This window comes from Tessaracoccus antarcticus, from assembly GCF_003688855.1.
Classification (GTDB): Bacteria; Actinomycetota; Actinomycetes; order Propionibacteriales; family Propionibacteriaceae; genus Arachnia; species Arachnia antarctica.
Window position 1 is genome coordinate 22,326 of sequence record NZ_REFW01000003.1, and the last position, 22,810, is coordinate 45,135.

The following is a 22,810-nucleotide window of genomic DNA, read 5'->3' on the forward strand; positions in this document are numbered from 1 at the left end:
ACCTGGACGCCACGACAGATTTCGGCCGCCGCGACTACTTGGCGCTGAAGTACTTGGCCTCGGGGTGGTGCACGACGATGGCGTCGGTGGACTGCTCCGGGTGCAGTTGGAGCTCCTCGCTCAACTCGACGCCGATGCGATGTGGCTCCAGCATTTCCACGAGCTTGATGCGGTCCTCGAGGTCCGGGCAGGCCGGGTAGCCGAAGGAGTAGCGGGAACCGCGGTACGCCTGGTCGCGGATGGCGCCCTCGACGTCGCCGTCGTCGGCGGCCAGCCCCAACTCGATGCGGGTGCGGTGGTGCCAGAACTCGGCCAGGGCCTCCGTCAGCTGCACGGACAGGCCGTGCAGCTCCATGTACTCGCGGTACGAGTTGGCCTCGAACAACTTGTTGGCGGCCTTCGCCACGTCGGGACCCATGGTCACGAGCTGCATGCCCAGCACGTCGGGGCCCAGCTCGGCAGACTCCTCCGCGTCGCGGAAGTAGTCGGTCAGGCACAGCTTCCTGTCGCGGCGCTGCCGCGGGAACGTGAACCTGGTGAGTTCCCTGCTGGGATCCTCAGGATGGCCGACGATGAGGGTCTCGTCCTCGCTGTGCACCGGCCAGTAGCCGTGCACGACGGCGAAGGTGCCGAGCCCCTGGGTCTTGATGCGGTCCATCCACATCCGCAGCCGGGGCAGGGCCTCGGTCTCGACGAGTTCCTCGTAGCTGACGCCACCCCGGACCCCGCGCAGACCCCACTGGCCCATGAACGTGGCCCGGTGGTCCAGCCACTCGGACACCTCCGCCAGCGAAATGCCCTTGACGACGCGGGATCCCCAGAACGGCGGGGTCGGCACGTCGATGCGGCGTGCGACGTCGGAGCGGACACCCAGTTCGGGTTCCTCAATCTCCTCGACGACCTTCTTGTACACCCGCTTGGGCTTGATGGCTGGCAGAGCCGCTCCCGGGACGCCCCGTTTGACGGCCATGACGGCGTCCATGAGGGCCAGCCCGTCGAAGGCGTCACGGGCGTAGCGCACCTCGCCCTCGAACATGTCGCCGAGGTCGTGCTCGACGAACGCCCGGGTCAGGGCGGCACCGCCCAGCAGCACGGGGTACTTCTCCGCGAGGCCGAGCCGGTTGATCTCGGCGAGGTTGTCCTTCATGACGATGGTGGACTTCACCAGCAGGCCGGACATGCCGATGGCGTCGGCGTTGGACTTTTCGGCGGCCTCGATGATGGCGTTGATGGGCTGCTTGATGCCGATGTTGACCACTGTGTAGCCGTTGTTGCTGACGATGATGTCCACGAGGTTCTTGCCGATGTCGTGGACGTCGCCACGGACGGTGGCCAGCACGAGTGTGCCCTTGCCTGCCGTGTCCTGCTTCTCCATGTGCGGCTCGAGGTGTGCCACGGCGGACTTCATGACCTCGGCGGACTGCAGCACGAACGGCAGCTGCATCTGCCCCGAGCCGAACAGCTCCCCCACCACCTTCATGCCGGCCAGCAGGTCGTTGTTGATGATGTCGAGGGGGGCCTTGGTGGTCATGGCCTCGTCGAGGTCGGCCTGCAGGCCCTTGCCCTCACCGTCGATGATGCGGCGCTGGAGCCGCTCCTCCAAGGGAAGCGCAGCCAGTTCCGCGGAGCGGGACGCGCGGGCGGAGGCAGCCGTGACGCCTTCGAACAGGTCCAGGTACTTCGTCAGGGGGTCGTAGCCCTCTGCACGGCGGTCGTAGACAAGGTCGAGCGCCACCTCGCGCTGCTCGGCGGGGATGCGGTCCATGGGGATGATCTTGGCGCTGTGCACGATCGCCGAATCCAGACCGGCAGCGACGCACTCGTTGAGGAACACGGAGTTGAGCACGATGCGGGCGGCCGGGTTGAGCCCGAAGGAGACGTTGCTCACTCCCAGTGTTGTGCGAACCCGCGGGTACCGCTGCTTCAACTCCCGGATGGCCGCGATGGTCTCGATGCCGTCGCGTCGGGTCTCCTCCTGGCCTGTGGCGATGGGGAAGGTGAGGCAGTCGACGAGAATGTCGCCCACGTCCATGCCCCAATTGCCGGTGAGGTCCTCGATGAGGCGGGAGGCGACGCGGACCTTCCATTCGGCCGTGCGGGCCTGCCCCTCCTCGTCGATGGTGAGGGCGACGACGGCGGCGCCGTGCTCCTGCACCATGGGCATGACGCGGCCGAAACGGGACTCAGGCCCGGCGCCGTCCTCGTAGTTGACGGAGTTGATGGTGCAGCGCCCTGCCAGTCGCTCCAGGCCGGCCTGGATGACGGGCGGCTCGGTGGAGTCCAGCACGACGGGCAGCGTCACGGCGGTGTTGAGGCGGAAGGCCATGAGGTCCATGTCCGCAGCGCCGTCGCGTCCCACGTAGTCGATGCAGAGGTCCAGCACGTGCGCACCGTCGCGGGCCTGGCTCTTGGCGATGGCCACGCACTCGTCCCAGTTGCCGTCCAGCATGTGCTGCTTGAAGGCCTTGGAACCGTTGGCGTTGGTTCGCTCACCAATGTTGAGGTAGCTGGCGTCCTGTGCCAGCGGTACCTCGATGTAGAGGCTGGAGACGGCGTTTTCCACTGCGACGTCGCGCTGGACGACAGGTGTGTGGGAGAAGCGCTCCGCCAGCAGGCGAATGTGTTCAGGGGTCGTACCGCAGCAACCACCGATGATGGCCAGGCCGTAGTCACGCAAGTACAGCTCGAGTGCCTCGGCGAGCCCCTCAGGGCCCAGCGGATAGCGCGCACCGTCGGAGGTCAGCTCGGGCAGACCGGCATTGGGCATGGCGCCGATGGCGATCCGTGCACGGCGCGACAGGTGGCGCAGGTGCTCGCTCATCTCGGCGGGACCGGTGGCGCAGTTGAGGCCGATGACGTCGATGCCCAGCGCCTCGAGCGTTGTCAGCGCGGCGCCGATCTCGGAACCCATCAGCATGGTGCCGGTGGCCTCGACGGTGACGTTGACGAAGATGGGCAGGTCCACGCCGAGCTTGGTGCGGGCACGCTTGGCGGCGATGACGGCGGCCTTGGCCTGCAACAGGTCCTGGCTGGTCTCGATCTGGACAGCGTCGATGCCGCCGGCCACCATGGCCTCCACCTGGAGCTGGTAGGCGTCGCGGATCTCGGCGAAGCGGATGTGGCCGAGGCTGGGCAGTTTGGTGCCGGGCCCCACGGAGCCGAGCACGAAGCGGGGCTTCTCGGGGGTGGAGTACTCGTCGGCCGCCTCCCGTGCGATGCGGGCTGAGGCGACGGCGAGTTCCTCGAGGCGGTCCTCGATGTCGTACTCGCGCAGCGCCGCCAGGTTGGTGCCGAAGGAGTTGGTCTCCACGCAGTCGGCGCCCGCTTCGAGGTAGGCACGGTGCACGGCACCCACGATGTCGGGGCGCGTGACGTTCAGCACCTCGTTGCAGCCCTCGAGGCCCTGGAAGTCGGTATCGACATCCAATTCCCCGAAACTCTGCAGCATCGTGCCCATAGCACCGTCGGCGACAAGGACTTTGGCATTCAGGAATTCACGAATTGAGCTGGACACGACGGTCACTCTAACCCCGAAGGGCGGGTGGGAATAGATGCGTTCGCTCGCGGCTGCTGGTTGGTCCTTCGGCGTGAAGTGTGCTGGACCCTAGACTGGGTGCATGCGTTTCGAGCACTTGCGACCATTTCGCGACCTGGCGGTCATCGTCGCCTTCGGCGGGTGGAACGACGCCGGAAGCGCAGCGAGCGATACTGCTGAACACGTCCTCGGACGCTACGAGCGTGTGGAGCTGGGTGCCATCGACGACGAGCGCTACTTCGACTACCAGGCGACACGCCCCTTCATGCGCCGCTCCCCTGACGGCCCGTTCATCGAATGGCCCAGCATCTCCCTGGCCCTGATCCGCCATCCCGAGCGCGACATCCTGGTGGTCGTGGGGCCGGAGCCGAGCCTGTTGTGGCGGAGCTTCGCCACAGAATTGGTCGGCACACTCAAGCAGTTGGAGCCGTCGCTGGTGGTACTGCTCGGGGCCATGCTGAGCGACACACCGCACTCGCGCCCCCTGCCCGTGACGATGTACACCTTTGACTCGGGGCTGCGTGAACTGCTGGACCTGGAGCCGTCCAACTACGAGGGTCCCACCGGCATCATCGGTGTCATCAACCAGATGTTGATCGCTGAACAGCTGCCCACCGCCTCCATGTGGGTGGCCATCCCCCACTACGTGTCCAACCCGCCGAGCCCCAAGGGCCAGCAGGCTCTGCTCAGCAGGCTGGAGCAGGTGCTGGGTGTCTCACTCGACTACGACGACCTGCCGGACGAGGCAGCCAAGTGGAGCGAGGCCGTGGACGAGCTCAGCTCCGAGGATCCGGATGTCGCCGAGTACATCGAGCAACTCGAGGAGGCGAAGGACGCGCACGACGTGGAGGGCGCCACGGGCGACACCATCGCCGCCGAGTTCGAGCGCTACCTCAGGGGTCGCGGCGACGGCCGCAGCCGTGGCAGGGGCCCCCGCCACAGCTGACCGCTCCTTCTGGAGCGGAGCGGTTCAGTGGCGGCATGCGCCGATGGCGAGGTTCCGCAGCTCCGCGACCATCGCATCCGGGTCCGGGGCGCTGTAGACCGCGGAGCCCGCCACGAACGTGTCGGCGCCGGCCTCGGCGCATCGTTCGATGGTGGCGACGGAGACGCCCCCGTCGACCTGCAGCCACAGCGGTCGATCCCCCATCAGTTGGCGCGTGCGCCGGATCTTGGGCAGCACCAGGTCCAGGAACGACTGGCCGCCGAAGCCGGGCTCCACCGTCATGAGCAGAACCATGTCCACCTCGTCCAGCATGTCGGCGAAGCCGTCGATGGGCGTGGCGGGCTTGAGCGCAATGGCGGCGCGGGCCCCCAGGCGCCGCAACTCCCGCGCCAAACGGATGGGTGCGGCGGCGGCCTCGACGTGGAAGGTGACGGACTCGGCACCGGCCTCCGCGTAGGCAGGGGCCCAGCGATCGGGATCCTCGATCATGAGGTGGATGTCAAGCATCGTGTCCGTGGCCCGGCGCAAGGACTCCACCACGGGCAGGCCCAAGGTCAGGTTGGGCACGAAGTGGTTGTCCATGACGTCGACGTGGATGGCGTCGGCGCCGGGAATTCGGCGCACTTCGGCGGCCAGGTTCGCGAAGTCCGCATTCAGGATGCTGGGCGTGATGCGCATGGCGTTCACCCTAACCGCACGAGTGCCAGGAACATGGCGTCGGTGCCGTGACGGTGGGGCCAGAGCTGGACGTAGTCGCCCAGTTCGCAGCCCGGGACCTCTGCGAGGAAGTCCGCGGCGCGCAGCAGCGTCGAGTCAGGGAACTCCTTCAGGACGTCCTCGACCACGTCACTGGTCTCTGCGCGATGCGGTGAGCAGGTGGCGTAGGCCACGACGCCGCCGGGCATGGCGGAGCGCAGGGCTGAGCGGAACAGGTCGCGCTGCAGGGCCCCGAGTTGGGCGAGGTCCTCATGGCGTCGGCGCCAGCGTGATTCCGGGCGGCGGCGCAGGGCCCCCAGCCCGGTGCACGGGACGTCGGCGATGACGCGGGCGAAGCTGGCCGGCTCCCAGTCCGGGGTGCGGCCGTCGGAGCACGTCACCGTGGCCGTGCCCTCGGGATAAGCGGACAGGGCCTGCTCGACGAGGGCCGCCCGGTGTTCCGCGCTCTCGTTGGCCACGAGGACCTCCCCCGCCTGCCGGGCGAGACCGGCGAGCAGCGCAGCCTTGCCGCCGGGTCCGGCGCACAGGTCCAGCCACGGCCCCTCGGGGGCCTCGACGCGCGACAGTGCCCACGCCACGAGCTGCGACCCCTCGTCCTGCACGCCCGCACGACGCTCGGCGACGGGCGGCAGGTGTGCGGGTACGCCGTCGGCCACGGCGCCGAAGGGCGAGTACCCGGTGGGGCGCGCCCCCAGCGCCACGAGTTCGCGCACCTCGCACAACCCCGGCCGCACCACGAGGGTAGGGCTGGGTGGAACGTTGTTGGCGGCCAGAGCGTCTGCCACCTCGTTCTCGGGCAGCACATCCCGGTACGCGTTCACGATCCAGGCTGGGTGATGGCCGCGCACGGCCAGGGAACCGGTCTCGTCGAGCCCGCGCGCCAGTTCGTTCATCCACGTGGTGAGGTCTTTCGCAGCCACCTTGCGCAGCACGGCGTTGACGATGCCGGTGACGCGCTGCCCCACGGTGGCGCGGGCCAGGTCCACGGTGGCGGCCACGGCTGCGTGCGAGGCCACATTCATGGACAACGCCTGGTGCGACCCGAGCCGCAGCAGGTCCACCACGGCCGGTTGCAGGGTGGTCAGTGAGCGCCCGGAGGCCGCCTCGATGATGGCGTCATAGGTCCCCATGAGCCGGCAGGTGCCGGAGACGAGTTCCGTGACGAACCCGGCATCGCGGCCCTCCAATCCGGCGGTGGCGAGCCTCTTGGCCAGTGCAAGGTTGGCGTAGGCATCCTGCGACGTCACATCGCGCAGCACGTCGAAGGCCACGCGGCGGGGGTCTTTCTTGATCATGCGAGTGCCTTTCCGGCGGTCATGTTGCGGGCCCAGTCGATGGCCTGCATCCGGCGCTTGCCAGCGGGCTGCACCTCGAGCAATTCCAGTTCACCGTCACCGGTGGCCGCGAACACCTGGTGTTTGGTGGTGCGGAGCCGCCCCGGCTCCCCTGCCTCGGCCTCGGCCTCATCAGCCACGCGGGCGCGATACACCTTGAGGCGCTCCCCCTCCAGCTCGCACCAGGCGCCCGGATCCGGGGAGCACCCCATGACGAGGTTGCGAATCCCGGCTGCGGGGGCGGACCAGCCGATACGTGCATCAGCGACGGTGACCTTGGGTGCCACGGTGATGCCATCAGCCGGCTGGGGGACGGGGGTCTCGCCGTTCTCCATGGCGTCCAGCGCGTCGAGGAGCTGGTGAGCCCCCGACTGGGCGAGGGCGGCCAGCAGCTCGCCTGCCGTGGCGTCGGGCATGGCCATGGATGAGGAGCGGTAGACGTCGCCGGCATCGAGTTCCCGCACGATGCGAAAGCAGCTGGTGCCGATGGTCTCGTCGCCGGCCATGATGGCGCGTTGCACCGGGGCGGCGCCGCGCCAGCGTGGCAGTACCGAGAAGTGCAGGTTCATCCAGCCGAGGCGCGGGATGTCCAGCACCCTCTGGGTGAGCAGGGCGCCGTAGGCCACCACGGGGCACGCATCCGGTGCCAGTCGTGTCAGCTCAGCAACGAAGTCCTCGTCGCGCGGCGTGGCGGGCTTCAGCACGGGCAGGCCCAGCTGCACCGCGTGTGCCGCCACGGGCGACGGGGTCAGCTTCCGGCCACGGCCGGCGGGAGCGTCGGGTCGAGTCACCACGGCCACCACCTCGTGCCGGGACGCCACCAGCGCCTCGAGTGACGGCAGGGCCGCCTCGGGGGTTCCTGCGAAGAGCAGTCTCATGTCAGTCCAATACCTCCGGGTCGACCTGGATGTACAGCCTCCCACCTTCCTTGCGGGCGGAGCGTATCGCCGCCGCATATTTCACCCGTCGCACGAGATCCCTGCCCTCCTCCAGCGGCACCCGCAGCAGAGCGACGGTCTCGGTGGTGGGGCCGTGCTGGAACTCGTTGGGGCCCAGGATGTCCACGCCGTCGAAGGGGTCGTTGTCGAGGAACTCGCGCACGGCTGTGGCGTCACCGCCCACGCGGACGGCCTTGACAGCAGGGGGCAGCCCGGCCGCGGTCCGCTCGGCCAACTCGGAGGCGATGTAGCCGCCCACGTCGCCGCGCACCAGCGCTTGCAGGGCAGGGTGCTCTGAGGGACCCACGGCCAGCACGCGGCCACCATCACGGGGGCCCCGACTCAGGGAGATGGCGTTGCACCAGCGGCGCACCGACTCCTCCGCCACCCGCAGGTCAGCCCGCGAGAGCATCAGTTCGGTGTCCAGCAGCAGCACCCCCGCATATCCCGTCGGGGCGACGGGCTCCGCACCGGGCGTGGCCACGACGATGGCCGCGGAGTCGGGGACGTCGGTGCGGATCATGGCTGCCGAACTGTTGATGGCCACCACACCGGGGAACGCGCGCCCAAGTTCCTCTGCTGTTCGCACGGCGCCGACGATGGGGGCGCGCAGCTTTTGATGGTGGCAGAAACTGCACTCCCAGCGTGGCGGCTCGAACCCGCACCAGGCGCACTCGAGGCGTCCCTGGCGCTGGCTGCGAAGCGGTCCCTGGCACTTCAGGCAGCGTGCGGACTCCCCGCACCGCTGGCACGACAGTCCGGCAGAGTGACCGGCGCGAGGCACCTGCACCAGCACCGGGCCCTGCGTCAGGGCTGTCCGGAGGAACTCGAACGCCACAGACGGCAGGCGCAGGCGGGCAGCAACGGGATCGCGGTGCCCCGCGTTGTCACCACTGAGGCGCACGGGCGGGGTGACGGCCCGGGTCTGGCCGGGCTTCAGCGCCAACTCCTTGAGCCAGCCCCGCTCCACGAGTGCTGCCGCGTCCGTGGATCGGCCGTGAGCGGCCAGCAGCAGCGCACAGCCACTGTGGATGCAGCGCAGCACGGCCATGCCGCGCGTGTGCGGGTAGGGTGCGCGGGGCTCGGCATGGGAGTCGTTGCCATCGTCGACGACCACCACCAGCCCGAGGTCGTCCATGGGTGCAAGGACGCCGCTGCGGGTGGCCAACAGGATGCGGGCCTGCCCGCGGCGCAGCGCCAACCAGTTGCGGTAGCGGGCGGAATCGCCCAGCTCACCGTTCAGGACGGCGACGGCGCCAGTCCCGAATGCTGCCTGGAACCTCGGCAGGGCTTCCGTCAGTTCCCGGACCGTGGGAACGATGACAATGGCGCCCCGTCCTCCCCTCACCGTGGCGTCGACGGCCTCCAGAACCCCCGCCACGAGGTCGCCGGGGGTGTCCGTGACGCACGGCACCTGCCAGAACGCACGAGGACCAGTGCCGCGTACCAGCGCGTCGAGAAATGCTTCCCCCCCGGGGAACAGGGGCAGCACCGTGCGGGCTTCGTGTGGTGTCGGCTGCGGCCATTCGCGCTGGGGGGCCTTCTCCGTGCTGGAGTGCCGTCGGGGCACGGCGAGCCGGATGACGTCTGTGAGCACGCCCGCGTAGTGGTCGGCCACGGCCCGGAACAGCGCCACGAGACCCGGATCAAGGATGGGTTCGCCAGAGACGACAGTCTTCAGCTTCAGCAGCTTCATGTCCGCCTGTGCCTCACCGAATGAGACGAGCCAACCCTCCCGGGTGCGTCCGGAGAACGGCACCTTGACACGGCACCCCTGCGCGACCGCCCCGGCCAGCGCCTCCGGGATCTCGTAGTCGAACAGCCGGTCCAGGTGGGCCAGCGGCACGTCGACGGCAACGCGCGCCACACGGTGCGGTGTGGGCCGCTCGAACAGTGCAGGCGCCGCCGCCGGCATGCCGGGAATTCCCTAGCCCTTGACCGCCCGGGCCAGGGCCTCGGCGCGGTCGGTGCGCTCCCACGCGGCGTCCGGCAGGTCGCGGCCGAAGTGGCCGTACGTGCTGAACTGCGAGTAGATGGGGCGCAGCAGGTCGAGGTCGCGGATGATGGCGCCGGGACGCAGGTCGAACGTCGCCAGTACCGCGTCGCGGATCTGCACCTCAGGTACGGCGGAGGTTCCGAAGGTGTCGAGGTAGAAGCCGACGGGATGCGCTTTGCCGATGGCATAGGCCACCTGGACCTCGCAGCGGTCCGCGAGACCGGCTGCCACCACGTTCTTGGCCACCCAGCGCATGGCGTAGGCGGCGGAGCGGTCCACCTTGGAGGGGTCCTTGCCGGAGAAGGCGCCCCCGCCGTGACGGGCCATGCCGCCGTAGGTGTCGACGATGATTTTGCGGCCCGTGACGCCGGCGTCGCCCATGGGGCCGCCTATCACGAAGGTGCCGGTGGGGTTCACGAGCACGCGGGTGTCGCGGGCGCTGAATCCGTAGCGGTCCAGGACCGGCGCGATGACCTCGCGCGTCAGGTCGGGGCGGATGGTGTTCTCCACGTCCACGCCGTCGTCGTGCTGTGTGGAGACCACGGCCGTTTCGACGTCGACGGCCCTGCCCTCGTCGTTGTAGAGGATCGTCACCTGGGTCTTGCCGTCCGGGCGAAGGTAGTCCAGCACGCCCTGCTTGCGCACCTCGGTGAGCCGCTCGGCCAGTCGGTGGGCCAGGTCGATGGGCATCGGCATGAGGGAGGGGGTCTCGTTGCAGGCATAGCCGAACATCAGGCCCTGGTCGCCGGCCCCCTGGGAGCTGACGGCGTCGACGTCGTTCTCGACGCGCGCCTCATAGGCCCGGTCCACACCGGCCGCTATGTCTGGGGACTGCGCCCCGATCGCGACGGTGACGCCGCAGGATCCGCCGTCGAACCCGACGCGTGACGAGTTGTAGCCGATGTCGAGGATCCGTTGACGCGCGATGGGCGCCACGTCCGCGAAGCCCTGGGTGGTGACCTCGCCGGCCACCACCACCAACCCGGTGGTCACCAGGGTTTCCACCGCCACCCTGGATCCGGGATCCTGCGCCAGGAGCGCGTCCAGGACGGCGTCGGAGATGGAGTCGGCGATTTTATCGGGGTGACCCTCGGTCACCGACTCAGATGTGAACAATCGGCTCATGGGTGAGCTCCTCAGATGTCATGACGAGCGTGGCAACAAGCCACGTGGTGTGTTGGGTACAGGGGTGGCAACAAGCCACGCACACAATCAATTCCGGGATGCTGCTCAGGAGGCGGGGTCGGTGCCTGCAAACGGGTCGACGAAGCTGAACGCCGGGTCGGCCTCAGCGGTGCGCTGCTCGTCCTCGAGGGGATCGATCTGCGTGTACTGCAGCATCCCTTCCGCGAGTTCGCGCAGGGCAATGGACAGTGGCTTCTCCTGAGGTGCCGCGGAGACGAGCGGGCCGACGTTCTCGAGCAGACCTTCGCCGAGCTGCGAGTAGTAGGCGTTGATCTGGCGTGCACGCTTGGCGGCGATGATCACCAGTCGGTACTTCGAGTCAACGGACTCGAGCAGGTCATCAATGGGGGGGTTGGTGATGCCTTCGGTGTTGATGCTCAAGATTCACCTTCTGCTTCTTCAGTGTGGGGAGCCTGTGATCACAAGCTCATCAAGCCTATCAAAGTCGACACGGTGTCCTCGACCGCCCGGTTCTCCACCACGTGGTCCGCCTCATCGCGTGCCGCCAGTTCCATGCGGGCCGTCTCAAGCCGCCGTTCCTGCGTGGCCTCGTCCTCCGTGCCGCGCCGCCTCAACCGGTTGACCAGTTCATCCCAGGACGGAGGCGTGAGGAACACCAACCGGGCCTCGGGCATGTTCTGCTTGACCTGCCGGGCCCCCTGGAGGTCGATCTCCAGCACGACGGGCGTGCGCTGCGCCAGTGCCTTCTCGACGGGTTCGCGGGGCGTGCCGTAGTAGTTGGTGCCGTGCACCTGCGCATACTCCAGCAACATGCCCCTCTCGACGAGATCCTGGAAGTCCTCGGGCGTGACGAAGTGGTAACTCGTGCCGTCCACCTCGTCGGGGCGGGGCGCCCTCGTGGTCATGGACACGGAGTAGTGCAGGTCCGGGCGACGTTCCCGGAGGCGGTTGCACACCGTTCCCTTGCCGACGCCGCTCGGACCTGAAATGACCCATACAGCGGGTTGCTTGTCTGCCACGGTCACAGCTTAGGAGAACATCTCCTTGAGGCGCTCCATCTGGTGGCGTCCGAGGCCCCGGATGCGCCGGTTGGGTGCAATGTCAAGGTTCTCCATGATCTCCGCGGAGCGGGTGACGCCCACGCGTGGCAGGGACCTCAGCAGGTCGACCACCTTGACGCGTGAGAGCGTCTCGTCGCCCGTGGCCTTGTCCAGCGCTTCGGACAAGGTGATCTCGGCCTCCTTGACCTGTGCCTTCAGGGCCGCGCGGGCGCGACGCGCCTCGGTGGCGGCGGCGCGTGCTGACTGGAGCTGCTCAGTGCTCAGTTGTGGAATGGCCATCGTCGACGCTCCATCATCTCTTCCGCCCTGGGCTGGGCGGTTGTGTTGTCCCGGTATACCAAAAATGCATGCCAGACGGATATATTACTCACCCTTTGGGGTGGAGGCCAGTACTACAGGCCTGCGACCTGCGCATTTGCCAAAAACAGCTCCGCCCGGCGACCCAGATCGTCACGGCCACCCCCGATGACGTCACGACTGACGGTGGGCAGAACCATCGAACTCGCGTCACCGAACACGTCACGTATGCCCTCCATGGTTCCCCCCTGGGCGCCAATGCCGGGCACGAGGATGGACCCGTTGAACGTGGATACATCACAGCCCAGGTCTGCATGGGTACCCCCCACCACCACACCCACGGCGTGGTCCCACCGCGGGTTGCCCTCGGTGATGGCGTCCACCACATGCTGCGCCACACTGGCATGGTCGGTGCGTGCGCACTGGATGGCGGCGCCGTCGGGGTTGGAGGTGCGGGCCAGTACGTAGATGCCCCGGCCCGTGAGGACAGCCTGCTCGATGGCGGGCGACAGGGACCCCACGCCGAGGTAGGGGCTCAGGGTGATGGCATCGGCACGAAGCGGCGAGTCATCGCCCAGGTAGGCGGTGGCGTAGCCGGCCATGGAACTGCCGATGTCGCCGCGCTTGACGTCGAGGATCGACAGGGCCCCGGCCTGCCGGATGTCCTCGAGCACCCGCTCGAGCACCGCCACACCCGCGGAGCCGAAGGCTTCGAAGAAGGCGGACTGCGGCTTGAAGACCGCCACGCTCTCCGCCAGCTCCGCGACGATGCCGCGGGCGCAGCGCTCCAGTGCCTCCACCGTGGCGTCCAGACCCCAGGCCGACAGGACGGAGGGCATCGGGTCGATGCCGACGCACAGGTTTCCCCGCCGGGTGGTGATCTGGCGCAGCCGTGCCGCGTACCCCATGTGCTCAGCCCTCTCGTCCACCGTCAAGCCGCCGGGTGTCGTCGGATGTCGTTGATGCCCCGCACCAGCGCCGGACCTTCGTAGATGAATCCGGTGTAGAGCTGGACGAGGTGCGCCCCAGCATCGAACATCCGGCCTGCGTCGCCGGGTGACATGATGCCACCCACGCCCATGACGGGCAGGTCCGTGGCGCGGGCCACACTCTCGACGAAGCGCAGGGCCCGCCCGGTGAGCGGCCTCCCGCTCAGTCCCCCGGACTCCCCCGCGGCGCCCCTGTCAGCCCTGTGGAGGCCCTCGCGGCCCAGGGTGGTGTTGGTGGCGATCACGCCGGCGGCACCACTGTCCTCGATGGCCCGCAGCGTCGGCGTCAGGACGTCGGCAAAGAGGTCCGGGGCGAGTTTGACGAACACCGGCAACGCGTCGGGTGCGTGCGCCACCAGAGTCCCCACGAGGGCGGAGAGGTCGTCGGCGCTCTGCAGATCGCGCAGCCCCGGCGTGTTGGGGCTGGACACGTTGACGGCAATGTAGTCGGCGTGGGGGGCCAGGACCTCGAGCGAGGCGAGGTAGTCCTCCGCCGCCTCCTCCAGGGGCACGACCTTGGTCTTGCCGATGGAGATGCCGAGCGGGATGCCCAGGCGGTTGGTACCGCGGGACACCCCCAGGGCTGCCAGGTGGGCCGCCATGGCGGCTGCGCCACGGTTGTTGAATCCCATCCTGTTGATGATGGCCTGCGACTTCTTGAGCCGGAACAGCCGTGGACGGTCGTTGCCGGGCTGCCCGGAGGCCGTCACGGTGCCGAGCTCCGCGAACCCGAACCCGAACCGGGTCCAGGCGGCGGCGGCGCGGCCATCCTTGTCGAGGCCGGCCGCGAGGCCCACACGATTCGGGAAGCGGATCCCGGCGATCGTCACCGGGTCCACCTCCGCGGCATGGTCGACGGGTGCCAGGCCGGCCAGGGAGTCCACCAACAGCTCGTGGATCTTCTCGGGGTCACCGCCTGCATACCGGAACATGCCGGCGCGGGCCACGTGGTAGGCGCCGCGCATCGCGCGCGTGGAAGCTCTGACGCTGCTCATCGTTGTCCCGCCGCCCACTCCTGCAGTGACGCAACGGCCAGGTGGCCGCGTCGCAACGCCTCAATCCCCTGCACGGCGGCGGCCAGTCCGGGAACCGTGGTGACGCACGGCACGTCGGCGAGCACGGCTGCAGTGCGGATCAGGTAGCCGTCCTTGCGGGGCGAGGCGCCGTCGCTGGACCCCGGGGTGTTGAACACCAGGTCGATGTCGCCGTCGGTGATGAGCTCGACGATGGATCGCTCCCCACTCCCCTCCTGCTTCTCCGACAGCTTGGGCACCTGCCGCACCTCCACGCCATTGCGGCGCAGGACCGAGGCCGTCCCGGACGTGGCGAGGATGTCGAAGCCCAGGTCGGCAAGCCGCTTGATGGGCCACAACGCGTGGCGTTTGTCACGGTTGGCCACGGAGACGAACACCGTGCCACTGGTGGGCAGCGGTCCCCCGCCTGCAGCCTGCGCCTTGGCGAAAGCAGTGCCGAAGTCCTCCGACAGTCCCATGACCTCACCGGTGGAGCGCATCTCCGGGCCCAGCAGGGTGTCGACGAAAGCGCCGGCTGCCGTGCGGAACCGGTTGAAGGGCATCACGGCTTCCTTGACCGCCACGGGGGCGCCGGGGCGGGTGGTGGCGCCGTCGCCGGTGGCGGGCAGCATGCCCTCAGCACGCAGGTCGGCGATGCTGTCGCCCAGCATGATGCGGGCCGCAGCCTTGGCCAGGGGCGTGTTGGTGGCCTTGCTCACGAAGGGCACCGTGCGGGAGGCGCGAGGGTTGGCCTCCAGCACGTAGAGCGTGTCGGCGTGCAGGGCGTACTGGATGTTCAGCAAACCCAGAACCCCGACGCCCTCGGCGATCAGTTCGGTGGAGCGTCGGATCTCCTCGACCTCGGAGTCACCGAGCGTGATGGGGGGCAGGACGCACGCGGAGTCCCCGGAGTGGATACCGGCCTCCTCGATGTGTTCCATGACGCCACCGAGGAACAGCTCCGTGCCGTCGTAGAGGGCGTCGACGTCGATCTCCACGGCGTCGTCGAGGAAGCGGTCCACCAGGACCGGGGACTCCTCGGTGATCTCGGTGGCCTGGGTGATGTAGCGCTCCAGCGAGGAGTCGTCGTAGACGATCTCCATGCCACGACCACCCAGCACGTAGCTGGGGCGCACCAGTACGGGGTAGCCGATCTCGGCGGCGATCTGGCGGGCCTCGTCGAAGGAGGCGGCCATGCCGTGCTTGGGGGCGGGCAGCCCGGCGCGGGCCAGGACCCGCCCGAACGCGCCGCGCTCCTCGGCCAGGTTGATGGCCTCGGGGCTGGTGCCGATGATGGGCACCCCGGCGTCCTTGAGTACCTGTGCGAGCTTCAGAGGGGTCTGGCCGCCGAGTTGGCAGATGACCCCGAGAACGGGGCCGGCCGCGAGTTCTGCGTGGTAGATCTCCAGCACGTCCTCGGCCGTCAGAGGCTCGAAGTACAGGCGGTCTGAGGTGTCATAGTCAGTGGAGACCGTCTCCGGGTTGCAGTTGACCATGATGGCCTCGTACCCGGCGTCCCTCACCGCCATGGTGGCGTGCACACAGGAGTAGTCGAACTCAATGCCCTGCCCGATGCGGTTGGGGCCGGAGCCGAGGATGATGACAGCCGGCTTGGTCCTGTTCGGCACCTCGGTTTCCTCGTCATAGGACGAGTACATGTAGGGGGTGTGTGCCTCGAACTCGGCGGCGCACGTGTCGACGGACTTGAACACGGGGCGGATCCCGAGTGCCCACCGGACACCGCGGACGACGTCGGTGCTGAGGTTGCGCAGCCCGGCCACCTGCTCGTCGGAGAAGCCGTGACGCTTGCACATGCGCAGCAGGTCGGCCGTCAGCTCCTTGGCGTCGCGCACCTCGTGGGCGAGGTCGCGCAACAGCTCCAGCTGGTGGAGGAACCACGGGTCGATCTTCGTGGATTCGTACACCTCTTCCGAGGTGGCGCCCTGCAGCAGCGCGTCCATGACGAGGCGGATGCGGCCGTCGTGGGGTGTCGAGGCAAGCTCCAGCAGCTCGGGGATGGACCGGGTGGGGGGCGAAGCGAAGTCGAGGGGCGCATTCTTGTCCTCGAGCGACCGCAATGCCTTGCCCAGTGCCTCCGTGAAGTTGCGGCCGATGGCCATCACCTCACCCACGGACTTCATGTGGGTGGTGAGCCGGGGGTCGGCGAGTGGGAACTTCTCGAACGCGAACCTGGGCACCTTGACGATGACGTAGTCGATGGAAGGTTCAAAGGCTGCCGAGAGAAATGCCTCGTGGACAGAAGAGGCACCATGACCTGGCGCCAACTCCACTTCGGCACGGGGGGGAACGGGGGTGGAGCCCCCGTGTGTGATGTCGTTGGGGATCTCGTCGAGGGTGTACCCGACGGCCACCTTGGCGGCGATCTTCGCGATGGGGAACCCTGTGGCCTTCGACGCCAGCGCCGAGGAGCGGGAGACGCGCGGGTTCATCTCGATGACAATCATGCGGCCGTCGTCGGGGTTGATGGCGAACTGGATGTTGCAACCGCCCGTGTCGACGCCCACCGCACGGATGATGGCGATACCCACGTCGCGCATGCGCTGGTACTCGCGGTCCGTCAGCGTCATGGCGGGGGCCACGGTGATGGAATCGCCCGTGTGGACACCCATGGGGTCGAAGTTTTCGATGGAACAGATGATCACCACGTTGTCGGCGGTGTCCCGCATCAACTCCAGTTCGAACTCCTTCCAGCCGAGGATGGACTCCTCGATGAGGACTTCGGTGACGGGGCTGGCGGACAGCCCAGCACCGGCGATCTGGCGCAGCTCGTCGGGGTTGTGCGCGAACCCGGATCCGACGCCACCCATGGTGAAGCTGGGCCGCACCACGACGGGGTAGCCCAACTGGTCTGCGGCCGACAGGACCTCGTCCATGGTGTGGCAGATGTGCGACTCAGCGGACTCCGGTGTCCCTCCCGGAATGTCGGTGAGGGAGGCGACGATCTCCTTGAACTGTTGGCGGTCCTCACCGCGCTGGATGGCTTCGACGGAGGCACCGATGAGCTCGCAGCCGTACTTCTCGAGCACGCCACTGTCGTGGAGCTGGATGGCGGCGTTGAGGGCCGTCTGCCCGCCCAGGGTGGCCAGGACGGCGTCGGGGCGCTCCTTGGCGATGACGGCTTCGACGAACTCCGCGGTGATGGGCTCCACGTAGGTGGCGTCCGCGAAGTCGGGGTCGGTCATGATCGTGGCCGGGTTGGAGTTCACCAGGATGACCCGGAACCCCTCCTCACGCAGCACACGGCATGCCTGGGTGCCGGAGTAGTCGAACTCGCAGGCCTGGCCGATCACAATGGGGCCGGAGCCGATGACGAGAATGGATTTGATGTCGGTGCGGCGAGGCATCAGGCATCCTTCCGGGCCGAGGCGAGCATGGCTGTGAAGCGGTCGAACAGGTGGGTGGAGTCGTGCGGGCCGGCGGCGGCCTCGGGGTGGTACTGCACGGAGAAGGCGACCAGGTTCCCGTCGCGGTGCAATTCCAGCCCCTCCACCACGTTGTCGTTGAGGCAGATGTGACTGACGCGGGCAGTCCCGTAGGGGGTGTCGACGTCCACACCGATGGGTGCGTCCACGGCGAAGCCGTGGTTCTGGGCGGTGATCTCCACCTTGCCGGTGGTGAGGTCCTTCACGGGCTGGTTCAGGCCGCGGTGGCCGAACTTGAGCTTGTAGGTGTCGAAGCCCAGAGCCCTGCCGAACAGTTGGTTCCCGAAGCAGATCCCGAAGTACGGGATACCGGCGTCCAACACCTGCTGCAGCAGCGCGATGGGGCCGTCCGAGGCGGACGGATCCCCCGGGCCGTTGGAGAAGAAGACGCCGTCGGGGTTGACGGCGGCGATGTCGTCGAACGTGGAGGTGGCAGGCAGCAGGTGCATCTCGATGCCCCGCTCCGCGAGCCGCTTGGGCGTCATGGACTTGATACCGAGGTCCAGTGCCGCCACCGTGAACTGCTTTGCACCATCGGCCGGCACCACCACGATCTCCTTCGTGGTGACCTCGGCTGCCAGATCGGCGCCCGCCATGGGCGCCTGCTGCAGGACGCGCTGCAGCAGCGCCTCTGCGTTGGTCTCGACCGTGGAGATGCCGACGCGCATGGCCCCGGCCTCGCGGACGTGACGTGTCAGGGCGCGGGTGTCGATGTCGGCGATGCTGACGACGCCCTGACGTGCCAGTTCGGCGTCAAGGCTGCCCTTGGAGCGCCAGTTCGAGGGGCGCGGGGAGACGTCGCGCACCACGAGTCCGGCCACCCAGATCCGGGACGACTCGTCGTCCTCGTCGTTCCAGCCGGTGTTGCCGACGTGGGGGGCGGTGGTGAGCACCACCTGGCGGTGGTAGCTGGGGTCGGTGAGCAGCTCCTGGTAGCCGGACATGCCGGTGGAGAACACCAGCTCCCCGAAGGTTTCGCCGACGGCACCGAAGGAGCGACCACGGAATACGCGTCCGTCCTCCAAAACCAGAATTGCGGGCTGGGAACTCATGCGTATCCTCGCGGTCAGTGTGTCGGTGGCTTCGTGGCCAGCACTCGGGAGAGCAGGCCATTGAGGAAGGCGGGTGAATCATCCGTGGAGAGGTCGCCGGCCAGTTTGAGGGCCTCGGCGATCACCGCGGATGGCGGGGTGTCGGTGTGGTCAATCTCGTAGACGGCGATCCGCGCGATGTTGCGGTCCAGCGCAGGCATCCGGTCCAGCGTCCAGCCACCGCTCACGCAGGCAATGATCCGCGCATCGATCTCGCGCTGGTCCGCGGCGATGCCGTGCACCAGTGCGACGGTCAGATCACGCAGCGTGGTCTCGCCCTGGGAACGGACCTCCATGAGAACCTCCACGGGAGCGACCCGGCGCAGTTCAGCGGCGTAGAGGATGTCCAGCGCGCCCTTGCGGGCCTTCGTCTGGGCGCCGTAGTGCGGTGTGGGTTCAGGCACTGGCTGCGCGGCCCTGGTAGGAGCCGTCCCGGGTGTCGACCTTGACCCTTTCACCCTGGGTGATGAACAGGGGCACCTGGATGACCTTGCCCGTCTCCAGGGTGGCCGGCTTGGTGCCGCCCGTGGAACGGTCGCCCTGCAGGCCGGGCTCGCTGTAGGTGATCTCCAGCTCCACGGAGGTGGGAAGCTCGATGAACAGCGGGTTGCCCTCGTGCATGGCGACGGTGGCGCCCTGGTTCTCCAGCATGTAGTCCTTGGCGTCGCCCACGGTCTCGGCGGGGACGTTGATCTGGTCGTACGTGCTGTTGTCCATGAAGACGTAGGCGTCGCCGTCCATGTAGAGGTATTGCATGTCGCGACGATCGACGGTGGCGGTGTCCACCTTGGTGTCGGAGTTGAAGGTCTTGTCGACGATTTTCCCGGACAGGACGTGCTTCAACTTGGTGCGAACGATGGTGTTGCCCTTGCCGGGCTTGTGGTGCTGGAAGAACAAAACCTGCCACAGCTGACCGTCCAGGTCGAGCACCATGCCATTCTTCAGATCGTTGGTCGACGCCACAACGTCCCCTTTCGCCTCATGTTTCAAGGGCCTTGGGTGGGCCGACGCGAAAGTTTACCCAATCCGCGCGGCACTGGCCAACGGCCCTCTCAGAGGTGGACACGGAGGGGACCCACGGGCACCGGTTCGGGGGTCTCACACCAAAGGGGTGGAGTTCCACCCATTTCCGGTGATCTCCCTTGCCCTGACCTGAAAAGGCGCTAACTTTGAGTCAACGCGGCCGATTGGGGCCGCCCACCAAAGGAGACGCATATGGGTTTGGGCGACAAGATTTCGAACGCCGCCGAAGAGGCTCTTGGCAAGGCCAAGGAAGGCTTCGGTAAGGCAACGGACAACGATTCCCTCGAGGCCGAGGGCAAGATGGACCAGGGCAAGGCGAACGTCAAGCAGGGTGTTGAGGACGTCAAGGACTCCGCCGCGGGTGTGTTCAACGACGCAACCGACAAGCACGACAATCGCTGACCCACAGGTCTTCTGACCTCAGCAGGAAGGAGCCGGGACCCTTTGGGGTTCCGGCTCCTTTTGCGTGCGGATGAGGTGTCCACGGACTCACCCGGCGACGGCATGGGCGTAGGCCGCGGCGAGGGCGGCCTCCTGTGGTGCATCGATGATGACGGGGCGGCCCTGCGCTGCCAGACCCACCAGTCGCAGGGTGGCGCCACGCGCCTTCTTGTCCAGGCTCATGAGCTGCCGCAGCGGCGGCCAGGCGTCGCGTTGGTAGGAGGTGGGCAGACCCAGACCCTCCAGCAAATCACGGTGCCGGGCGACGAGGCCGGGGTCCAGGCCGAGGAGTCGATGCGACACTTCCGCCATCCACACCATGCCGATGCTGATGGCCTGGCCGTGTCGCAACCGGTAGGACTCACGGGCTTCGATGGCATGGCCCAGCGTGTGGCCGTAGTTGAGGGCTTCGCGCCCCACCTTGGCCCCGGACGATGTGCGTTCCGTGAGGTCGCCGGCCACGACGGCCGCCTTGACGGCCACCGCACGGCCCACCAGTTCGGCGAACCTGTCGGATCGGGTGTCGGTGGCATCCGCGAGGTCTGCCTCGGCGAGACGCAGGATCTCGGCGTCGGCGATGAAGCCGCACTTGACGACCTCTGCCATGCCGGAGGCCACCTCGGTGGCTGGCAGGTCGTCGAGCAGCGCAAGATCTGCGAGGACGGCGAGGGGTTCGTGGAAGGCCCCCACGAGGTTCTTGCCGGCGTTGAGGTTGATCCCCGTCTTGCCACCCACTGCAGCATCCACCATGCCCAGCACTGATGTCGGAACACACACGAAGGCCACGCCGCGCAGCCACGTGGCCGCGACGAAGCCTGCCAGGTCGGTGGCCGATCCCCCGCCGACGCCGACGATGACGTCGTTGCGGGTGAACCCCGCCCCCGCCAGTTCATCCCAGCAGCGGGCCAGGACCTGCGGCGTCTTGCCCGCCTCGGCGTCGGGTACCTCGATGACGGTGGTGGGGCGACCCTGCGTGAGGGCCCTCACCCTGTCCGCGAGATGACGCAACGGTTCGGAGACGATCACGGCAACCCGGTCGGCACCCTCCAGTGCGGTGGGCAGCGCGTCGAGGGCACCGCGGGCGATGGTGACGTCGTAGGGGCCGAGCGTTGAGCCGACCCGGATGATCACGAGGCGGCCCGGCGCGTCGCGGCGAGTTCGGCAGCCACCTCGGAGGGCCGCCGGTTGTCCGTCATGACGCGGGTGGTGGCCACCTCCTCGTAGAGCGGGGTCCGTTCGCGCAGGAGTTCGATGAGGCGTCCCCGCACGTTGCCCATCAGCAGTGGGCGCACGGTGTTCATGCCGACGCGACGGGTGGCCTGGGAAATGGAGACCTCCAGCCACACCACGTCGTGACCGACGAGCGCCGTGCGGATGCGGGGGTTGAGGACGGCGCCCCCGCCCAGCGAGACAACGCCGTCGCCCTCGATCAGTTCCAGGGTGGCGGACTCCTCCAGCTCCCGGAAGTGGGCCTCACCGTCATCAGCGAAGATCTCGCCGATGGGCTTGCCCACCACTTCCTCGATGCGTGCGTCGACGTCCACGAAGACGGTGTCCAGTTTGGCGGCCAGGAGGCGACCCACGGAGCTCTTCCCAGCTCCCGGTGCCCCGATCAGCACGATGCTCATGCGCTCACCTGCAGACCACGTTCGCGGATTCGCGCCAGGTAGGACTCCGCGTTGCGGCGGGTCTCGGCGACGGAATCGCCCCCGAACTTGTCGAGGACTGCTTCCGCCAGCACGAGTGCCACCATGGCCTCGGCCACGACACCCGCGGCCGGCACAGCGCAGACGTCGCTGCGCTGGTGGTGGGCGGATGCTTCCTGGCCCGTGGCGGTGTCGATGGTGCGCAGCGCCCGCGGGACGGTCGCGATGGGTTTCATGGCGGCGCGGACGCGCAGCACCTCGCCCGTGGACATGCCCCCCTCGGTGCCTCCGGAGTGGCCGGTGGCGCGGGCGATCCGTCCGCCGTCGAGGACGATCTCGTCGTGCGCGTCGGAGCCGCGTCGCCGCGCCAGCCCGAAGCCGTCGCCCACCTCGACACCCTTGATGGCCTGGATGCCCATGAGCGCACCGGCCAGCTTGGCGTCCAGGCGACGATCACCCTGGCTGTGGGAGCCGAGTCCCGGTGGCAGCCCCCAGGCGAGGACCTCCACGACGCCACCCATGGTGTCGCCCTCCTTCTTGCAGGCCTCGACCTCGGCCAGCATCGCCTCGGCGGCACGTTCGTCGAAGCAGCGCACCGGGCTGGCGTCGATGGCGTCAAGGTCGTCGGGGCGCGGCAGGTCGACGCGCGTGGCCGCCACGGGTCCCATCTCCACGACGTGGCTCAGCACCCGTACGCCCAGCGCCTGCTCAAGGAAGGCGCTCGCGATGGTGCCGAGCGCCACCCGGGCGGCCGTCTCGCGGGCGGAGGCCCGCTCGAGGATGGGGCGGGCCTCGTCGAAGTCGTACTTCTGCATCCCCGCCAGGTCGGCGTGGCCCGGGCGGGGGCGGGTGAGCTTGGCGTTGCGGGCCAGCGCGGCCAGGACGTCCTCGTCGACCTCACCCGGTGCCATGACCTCTTCCCACTTGGGCCACTCGGTGTTGCCGATCATGATGGCGATGGGGGAACCAAGCGTTTCGCCGTGGCGGAAACCGCCCAGCAGTGCGAGCTCGTCGGCCTCGAACTTCATGCGGGCCCCACGGCCGACACCCAACTTGCGTCGCGCCAGGTTCGCAGCGATCTCCGGGACGCCCACGCGGACGTGGGCGGGTATGCCCTCCATGGTCGCTATCAGTGCTTGGCCGTGCGATTCACCGGCGGTCAGGTATCGGAGCATGCGGGCCATTCTTCCATCA

General features: G+C 68.2%; 20 protein-coding genes. 2 read left to right on the top strand and 18 right to left on the bottom strand.

The window, feature by feature from the left end:
• Positions 1-34: 34 nt before the first annotated feature.
• Positions 35-3,457, bottom strand: coding sequence for a methionine synthase (gene metH, locus EAX62_RS11355; RefSeq protein ID WP_233557948.1), 3,423 nt, complete (start codon positions 3,455-3,457; stop codon positions 35-37).
• A gap of 160 nt (positions 3,458-3,617) precedes the next feature.
• On the opposite strand from metH, the gene EAX62_RS11360 reads away from it, so the two are divergent.
• Positions 3,618-4,481, top strand: coding sequence for a PAC2 family protein (locus tag EAX62_RS11360; RefSeq protein WP_121901847.1), 864 nt, complete (start codon positions 3,618-3,620; stop codon positions 4,479-4,481).
• Positions 4,482-4,505: 24 nt separating this feature from the next.
• Here EAX62_RS11360 and rpe read toward each other — a convergent pair whose 3' ends face one another.
• The 14 genes from rpe to efp all read right to left on the bottom strand — a co-directional run bounded on the left by rpe (position 4,506) and on the right by efp (position 19,469).
• Positions 4,506-5,159 carry a ribulose-phosphate 3-epimerase gene (gene rpe, locus EAX62_RS11365; RefSeq protein WP_121902136.1) on the bottom strand — a complete coding sequence of 218 codons (654 nt, stop codon included), beginning with the start codon at positions 5,157-5,159 and terminating at the stop codon, positions 4,506-4,508.
• 5 nt (positions 5,160-5,164) lie between these two features.
• Entirely contained in the window at positions 5,165-6,493 is a 1,329-nt protein-coding gene (locus EAX62_RS11370) for an RsmB/NOP family class I SAM-dependent RNA methyltransferase (protein ID WP_121901848.1), read from the bottom strand.
• Positions 6,490-7,410: a methionyl-tRNA formyltransferase gene (gene fmt, locus EAX62_RS11375; protein WP_121901849.1), complete on the bottom strand. Its 921-nt coding sequence runs from the start codon at positions 7,408-7,410 to the stop codon at positions 6,490-6,492. Before fmt ends, EAX62_RS11370 begins: the two co-directional genes overlap by 4 nt.
• 1 nt (position 7,411) lies before the next feature.
• Positions 7,412-9,385 carry a primosomal protein N' family DNA-binding protein gene (locus EAX62_RS11380; protein ID WP_121901850.1) on the bottom strand — a complete coding sequence of 658 codons (1,974 nt, stop codon included), beginning with the start codon at positions 9,383-9,385 and terminating at the stop codon, positions 7,412-7,414.
• A 12-nt stretch (positions 9,386-9,397) separates the two neighbouring features.
• On the bottom strand, positions 9,398-10,591 hold the full coding sequence (gene metK, locus EAX62_RS11385; protein WP_121901851.1) for a methionine adenosyltransferase: 1,194 nt from the start codon (positions 10,589-10,591) through the stop codon (positions 9,398-9,400).
• Between the two features lie 105 nt (positions 10,592-10,696).
• Positions 10,697-11,035 (bottom strand): DNA-directed RNA polymerase subunit omega, encoded by a 339-nt coding sequence (gene rpoZ / locus EAX62_RS11390; RefSeq protein WP_407703337.1) that lies wholly within the window; start codon positions 11,033-11,035, stop codon positions 10,697-10,699.
• A gap of 35 nt (positions 11,036-11,070) precedes the next feature.
• A complete protein-coding gene (gene gmk, locus EAX62_RS11395) occupies positions 11,071-11,631 on the bottom strand; it encodes a guanylate kinase (protein WP_121902137.1) in 561 nt (186 codons plus the stop codon).
• Between the two features lie 9 nt (positions 11,632-11,640).
• A complete protein-coding gene (gene mihF, locus EAX62_RS11400) occupies positions 11,641-11,952 on the bottom strand; it encodes an integration host factor, actinobacterial type (RefSeq protein ID WP_121901853.1) in 312 nt (103 codons plus the stop codon).
• Between the two features lie 113 nt (positions 11,953-12,065).
• The gene (gene pyrF / locus EAX62_RS11405; protein WP_233557949.1) at positions 12,066-12,899 is read right to left on the bottom strand and encodes an orotidine-5'-phosphate decarboxylase; all 834 of its coding nucleotides are present in this window, start codon (positions 12,897-12,899) and stop codon (positions 12,066-12,068) included.
• Between the two features lie 2 nt (positions 12,900-12,901).
• Positions 12,902-13,954 carry a quinone-dependent dihydroorotate dehydrogenase gene (locus tag EAX62_RS11410; RefSeq protein ID WP_121901854.1) on the bottom strand — a complete coding sequence of 351 codons (1,053 nt, stop codon included), beginning with the start codon at positions 13,952-13,954 and terminating at the stop codon, positions 12,902-12,904.
• The gene (carB, locus tag EAX62_RS11415) at positions 13,951-17,337 is read right to left on the bottom strand and encodes a carbamoyl-phosphate synthase large subunit (protein ID WP_121901855.1); all 3,387 of its coding nucleotides are present in this window, start codon (positions 17,335-17,337) and stop codon (positions 13,951-13,953) included. The genes EAX62_RS11410 and carB overlap by 4 nt, the downstream gene beginning before the upstream one ends.
• Positions 17,337-18,467 carry a glutamine-hydrolyzing carbamoyl-phosphate synthase small subunit gene (carA, locus tag EAX62_RS11420; RefSeq protein ID WP_121901856.1) on the bottom strand — a complete coding sequence of 377 codons (1,131 nt, stop codon included), beginning with the start codon at positions 18,465-18,467 and terminating at the stop codon, positions 17,337-17,339. Before carA ends, carB begins: the two co-directional genes overlap by 1 nt.
• A gap of 14 nt (positions 18,468-18,481) precedes the next feature.
• The gene (gene nusB, locus EAX62_RS11425) at positions 18,482-18,910 is read right to left on the bottom strand and encodes a transcription antitermination factor NusB (RefSeq protein WP_121901857.1); all 429 of its coding nucleotides are present in this window, start codon (positions 18,908-18,910) and stop codon (positions 18,482-18,484) included.
• Positions 18,903-19,469: an elongation factor P gene (gene efp, locus EAX62_RS11430; RefSeq protein WP_121901858.1), complete on the bottom strand. Its 567-nt coding sequence runs from the start codon at positions 19,467-19,469 to the stop codon at positions 18,903-18,905. Before efp ends, nusB begins: the two co-directional genes overlap by 8 nt.
• Before the next feature lie 252 nt (positions 19,470-19,721).
• On the opposite strand from efp, the gene EAX62_RS11435 reads away from it, so the two are divergent.
• Positions 19,722-19,931 (top strand): CsbD family protein, encoded by a 210-nt coding sequence (locus EAX62_RS11435; RefSeq protein ID WP_121901859.1) that lies wholly within the window; start codon positions 19,722-19,724, stop codon positions 19,929-19,931.
• A gap of 87 nt (positions 19,932-20,018) precedes the next feature.
• Here EAX62_RS11435 and aroB read toward each other — a convergent pair whose 3' ends face one another.
• The 3 genes from aroB to aroC are packed head-to-tail and all read right to left on the bottom strand — an operon-like array spanning position 20,019 to position 22,791.
• Positions 20,019-21,101 carry a 3-dehydroquinate synthase gene (aroB, locus tag EAX62_RS11440; RefSeq protein ID WP_121901860.1) on the bottom strand — a complete coding sequence of 361 codons (1,083 nt, stop codon included), beginning with the start codon at positions 21,099-21,101 and terminating at the stop codon, positions 20,019-20,021.
• Positions 21,098-21,598 carry a shikimate kinase gene (locus EAX62_RS11445; protein ID WP_121901861.1) on the bottom strand — a complete coding sequence of 167 codons (501 nt, stop codon included), beginning with the start codon at positions 21,596-21,598 and terminating at the stop codon, positions 21,098-21,100. The genes aroB and EAX62_RS11445 overlap by 4 nt, the downstream gene beginning before the upstream one ends.
• Positions 21,595-22,791: a chorismate synthase gene (aroC, locus tag EAX62_RS11450; RefSeq protein ID WP_121902139.1), complete on the bottom strand. Its 1,197-nt coding sequence runs from the start codon at positions 22,789-22,791 to the stop codon at positions 21,595-21,597. The genes EAX62_RS11445 and aroC overlap by 4 nt, the downstream gene beginning before the upstream one ends.
• Positions 22,792-22,810 lie beyond the last annotated feature (19 nt).

Bases quoted from the DNA above. Each gene is read 5' to 3' on its own strand.
- carA (WP_121901856.1), bottom strand. From the start codon at position 18,467: ATGAGTTCCCAGCCCGCAATTCTGGTTTTGGAGGACGGACGCGTATTC.
- EAX62_RS11360 (WP_121901847.1), top strand. From the start codon at position 3,618: ATGCGTTTCGAGCACTTGCGACCATTTCGCGACCTGGCGGTCATCGTC.
- EAX62_RS11445 (WP_121901861.1), bottom strand. From the start codon at position 21,598: ATGAGCATCGTGCTGATCGGGGCACCGGGAGCTGGGAAGAGCTCCGTG.
- EAX62_RS11410 (WP_121901854.1), bottom strand. From the start codon at position 13,954: ATGAGCAGCGTCAGAGCTTCCACGCGCGCGATGCGCGGCGCCTACCAC.
- metK (WP_121901851.1), bottom strand. From the start codon at position 10,591: ATGAGCCGATTGTTCACATCTGAGTCGGTGACCGAGGGTCACCCCGAT.
- metH (WP_233557948.1), bottom strand. From the start codon at position 3,457: ATGGGCACGATGCTGCAGAGTTTCGGGGAATTGGATGTCGATACCGAC.
- EAX62_RS11380 (WP_121901850.1), bottom strand. From the start codon at position 9,385: ATGCCGGCGGCGGCGCCTGCACTGTTCGAGCGGCCCACACCGCACCGT.
- fmt (WP_121901849.1), bottom strand. From the start codon at position 7,410: ATGAGACTGCTCTTCGCAGGAACCCCCGAGGCGGCCCTGCCGTCACTC.
- aroC (WP_121902139.1), bottom strand. From the start codon at position 22,791: ATGCTCCGATACCTGACCGCCGGTGAATCGCACGGCCAAGCACTGATA.
- rpe (WP_121902136.1), bottom strand. From the start codon at position 5,159: ATGCGCATCACGCCCAGCATCCTGAATGCGGACTTCGCGAACCTGGCC.
- mihF (WP_121901853.1), bottom strand. From the start codon at position 11,952: ATGGCCATTCCACAACTGAGCACTGAGCAGCTCCAGTCAGCACGCGCC.
- carB (WP_121901855.1), bottom strand. From the start codon at position 17,337: ATGCCTCGCCGCACCGACATCAAATCCATTCTCGTCATCGGCTCCGGC.
- EAX62_RS11435 (WP_121901859.1), top strand. From the start codon at position 19,722: ATGGGTTTGGGCGACAAGATTTCGAACGCCGCCGAAGAGGCTCTTGGC.
- EAX62_RS11370 (WP_121901848.1), bottom strand. From the start codon at position 6,493: ATGATCAAGAAAGACCCCCGCCGCGTGGCCTTCGACGTGCTGCGCGAT.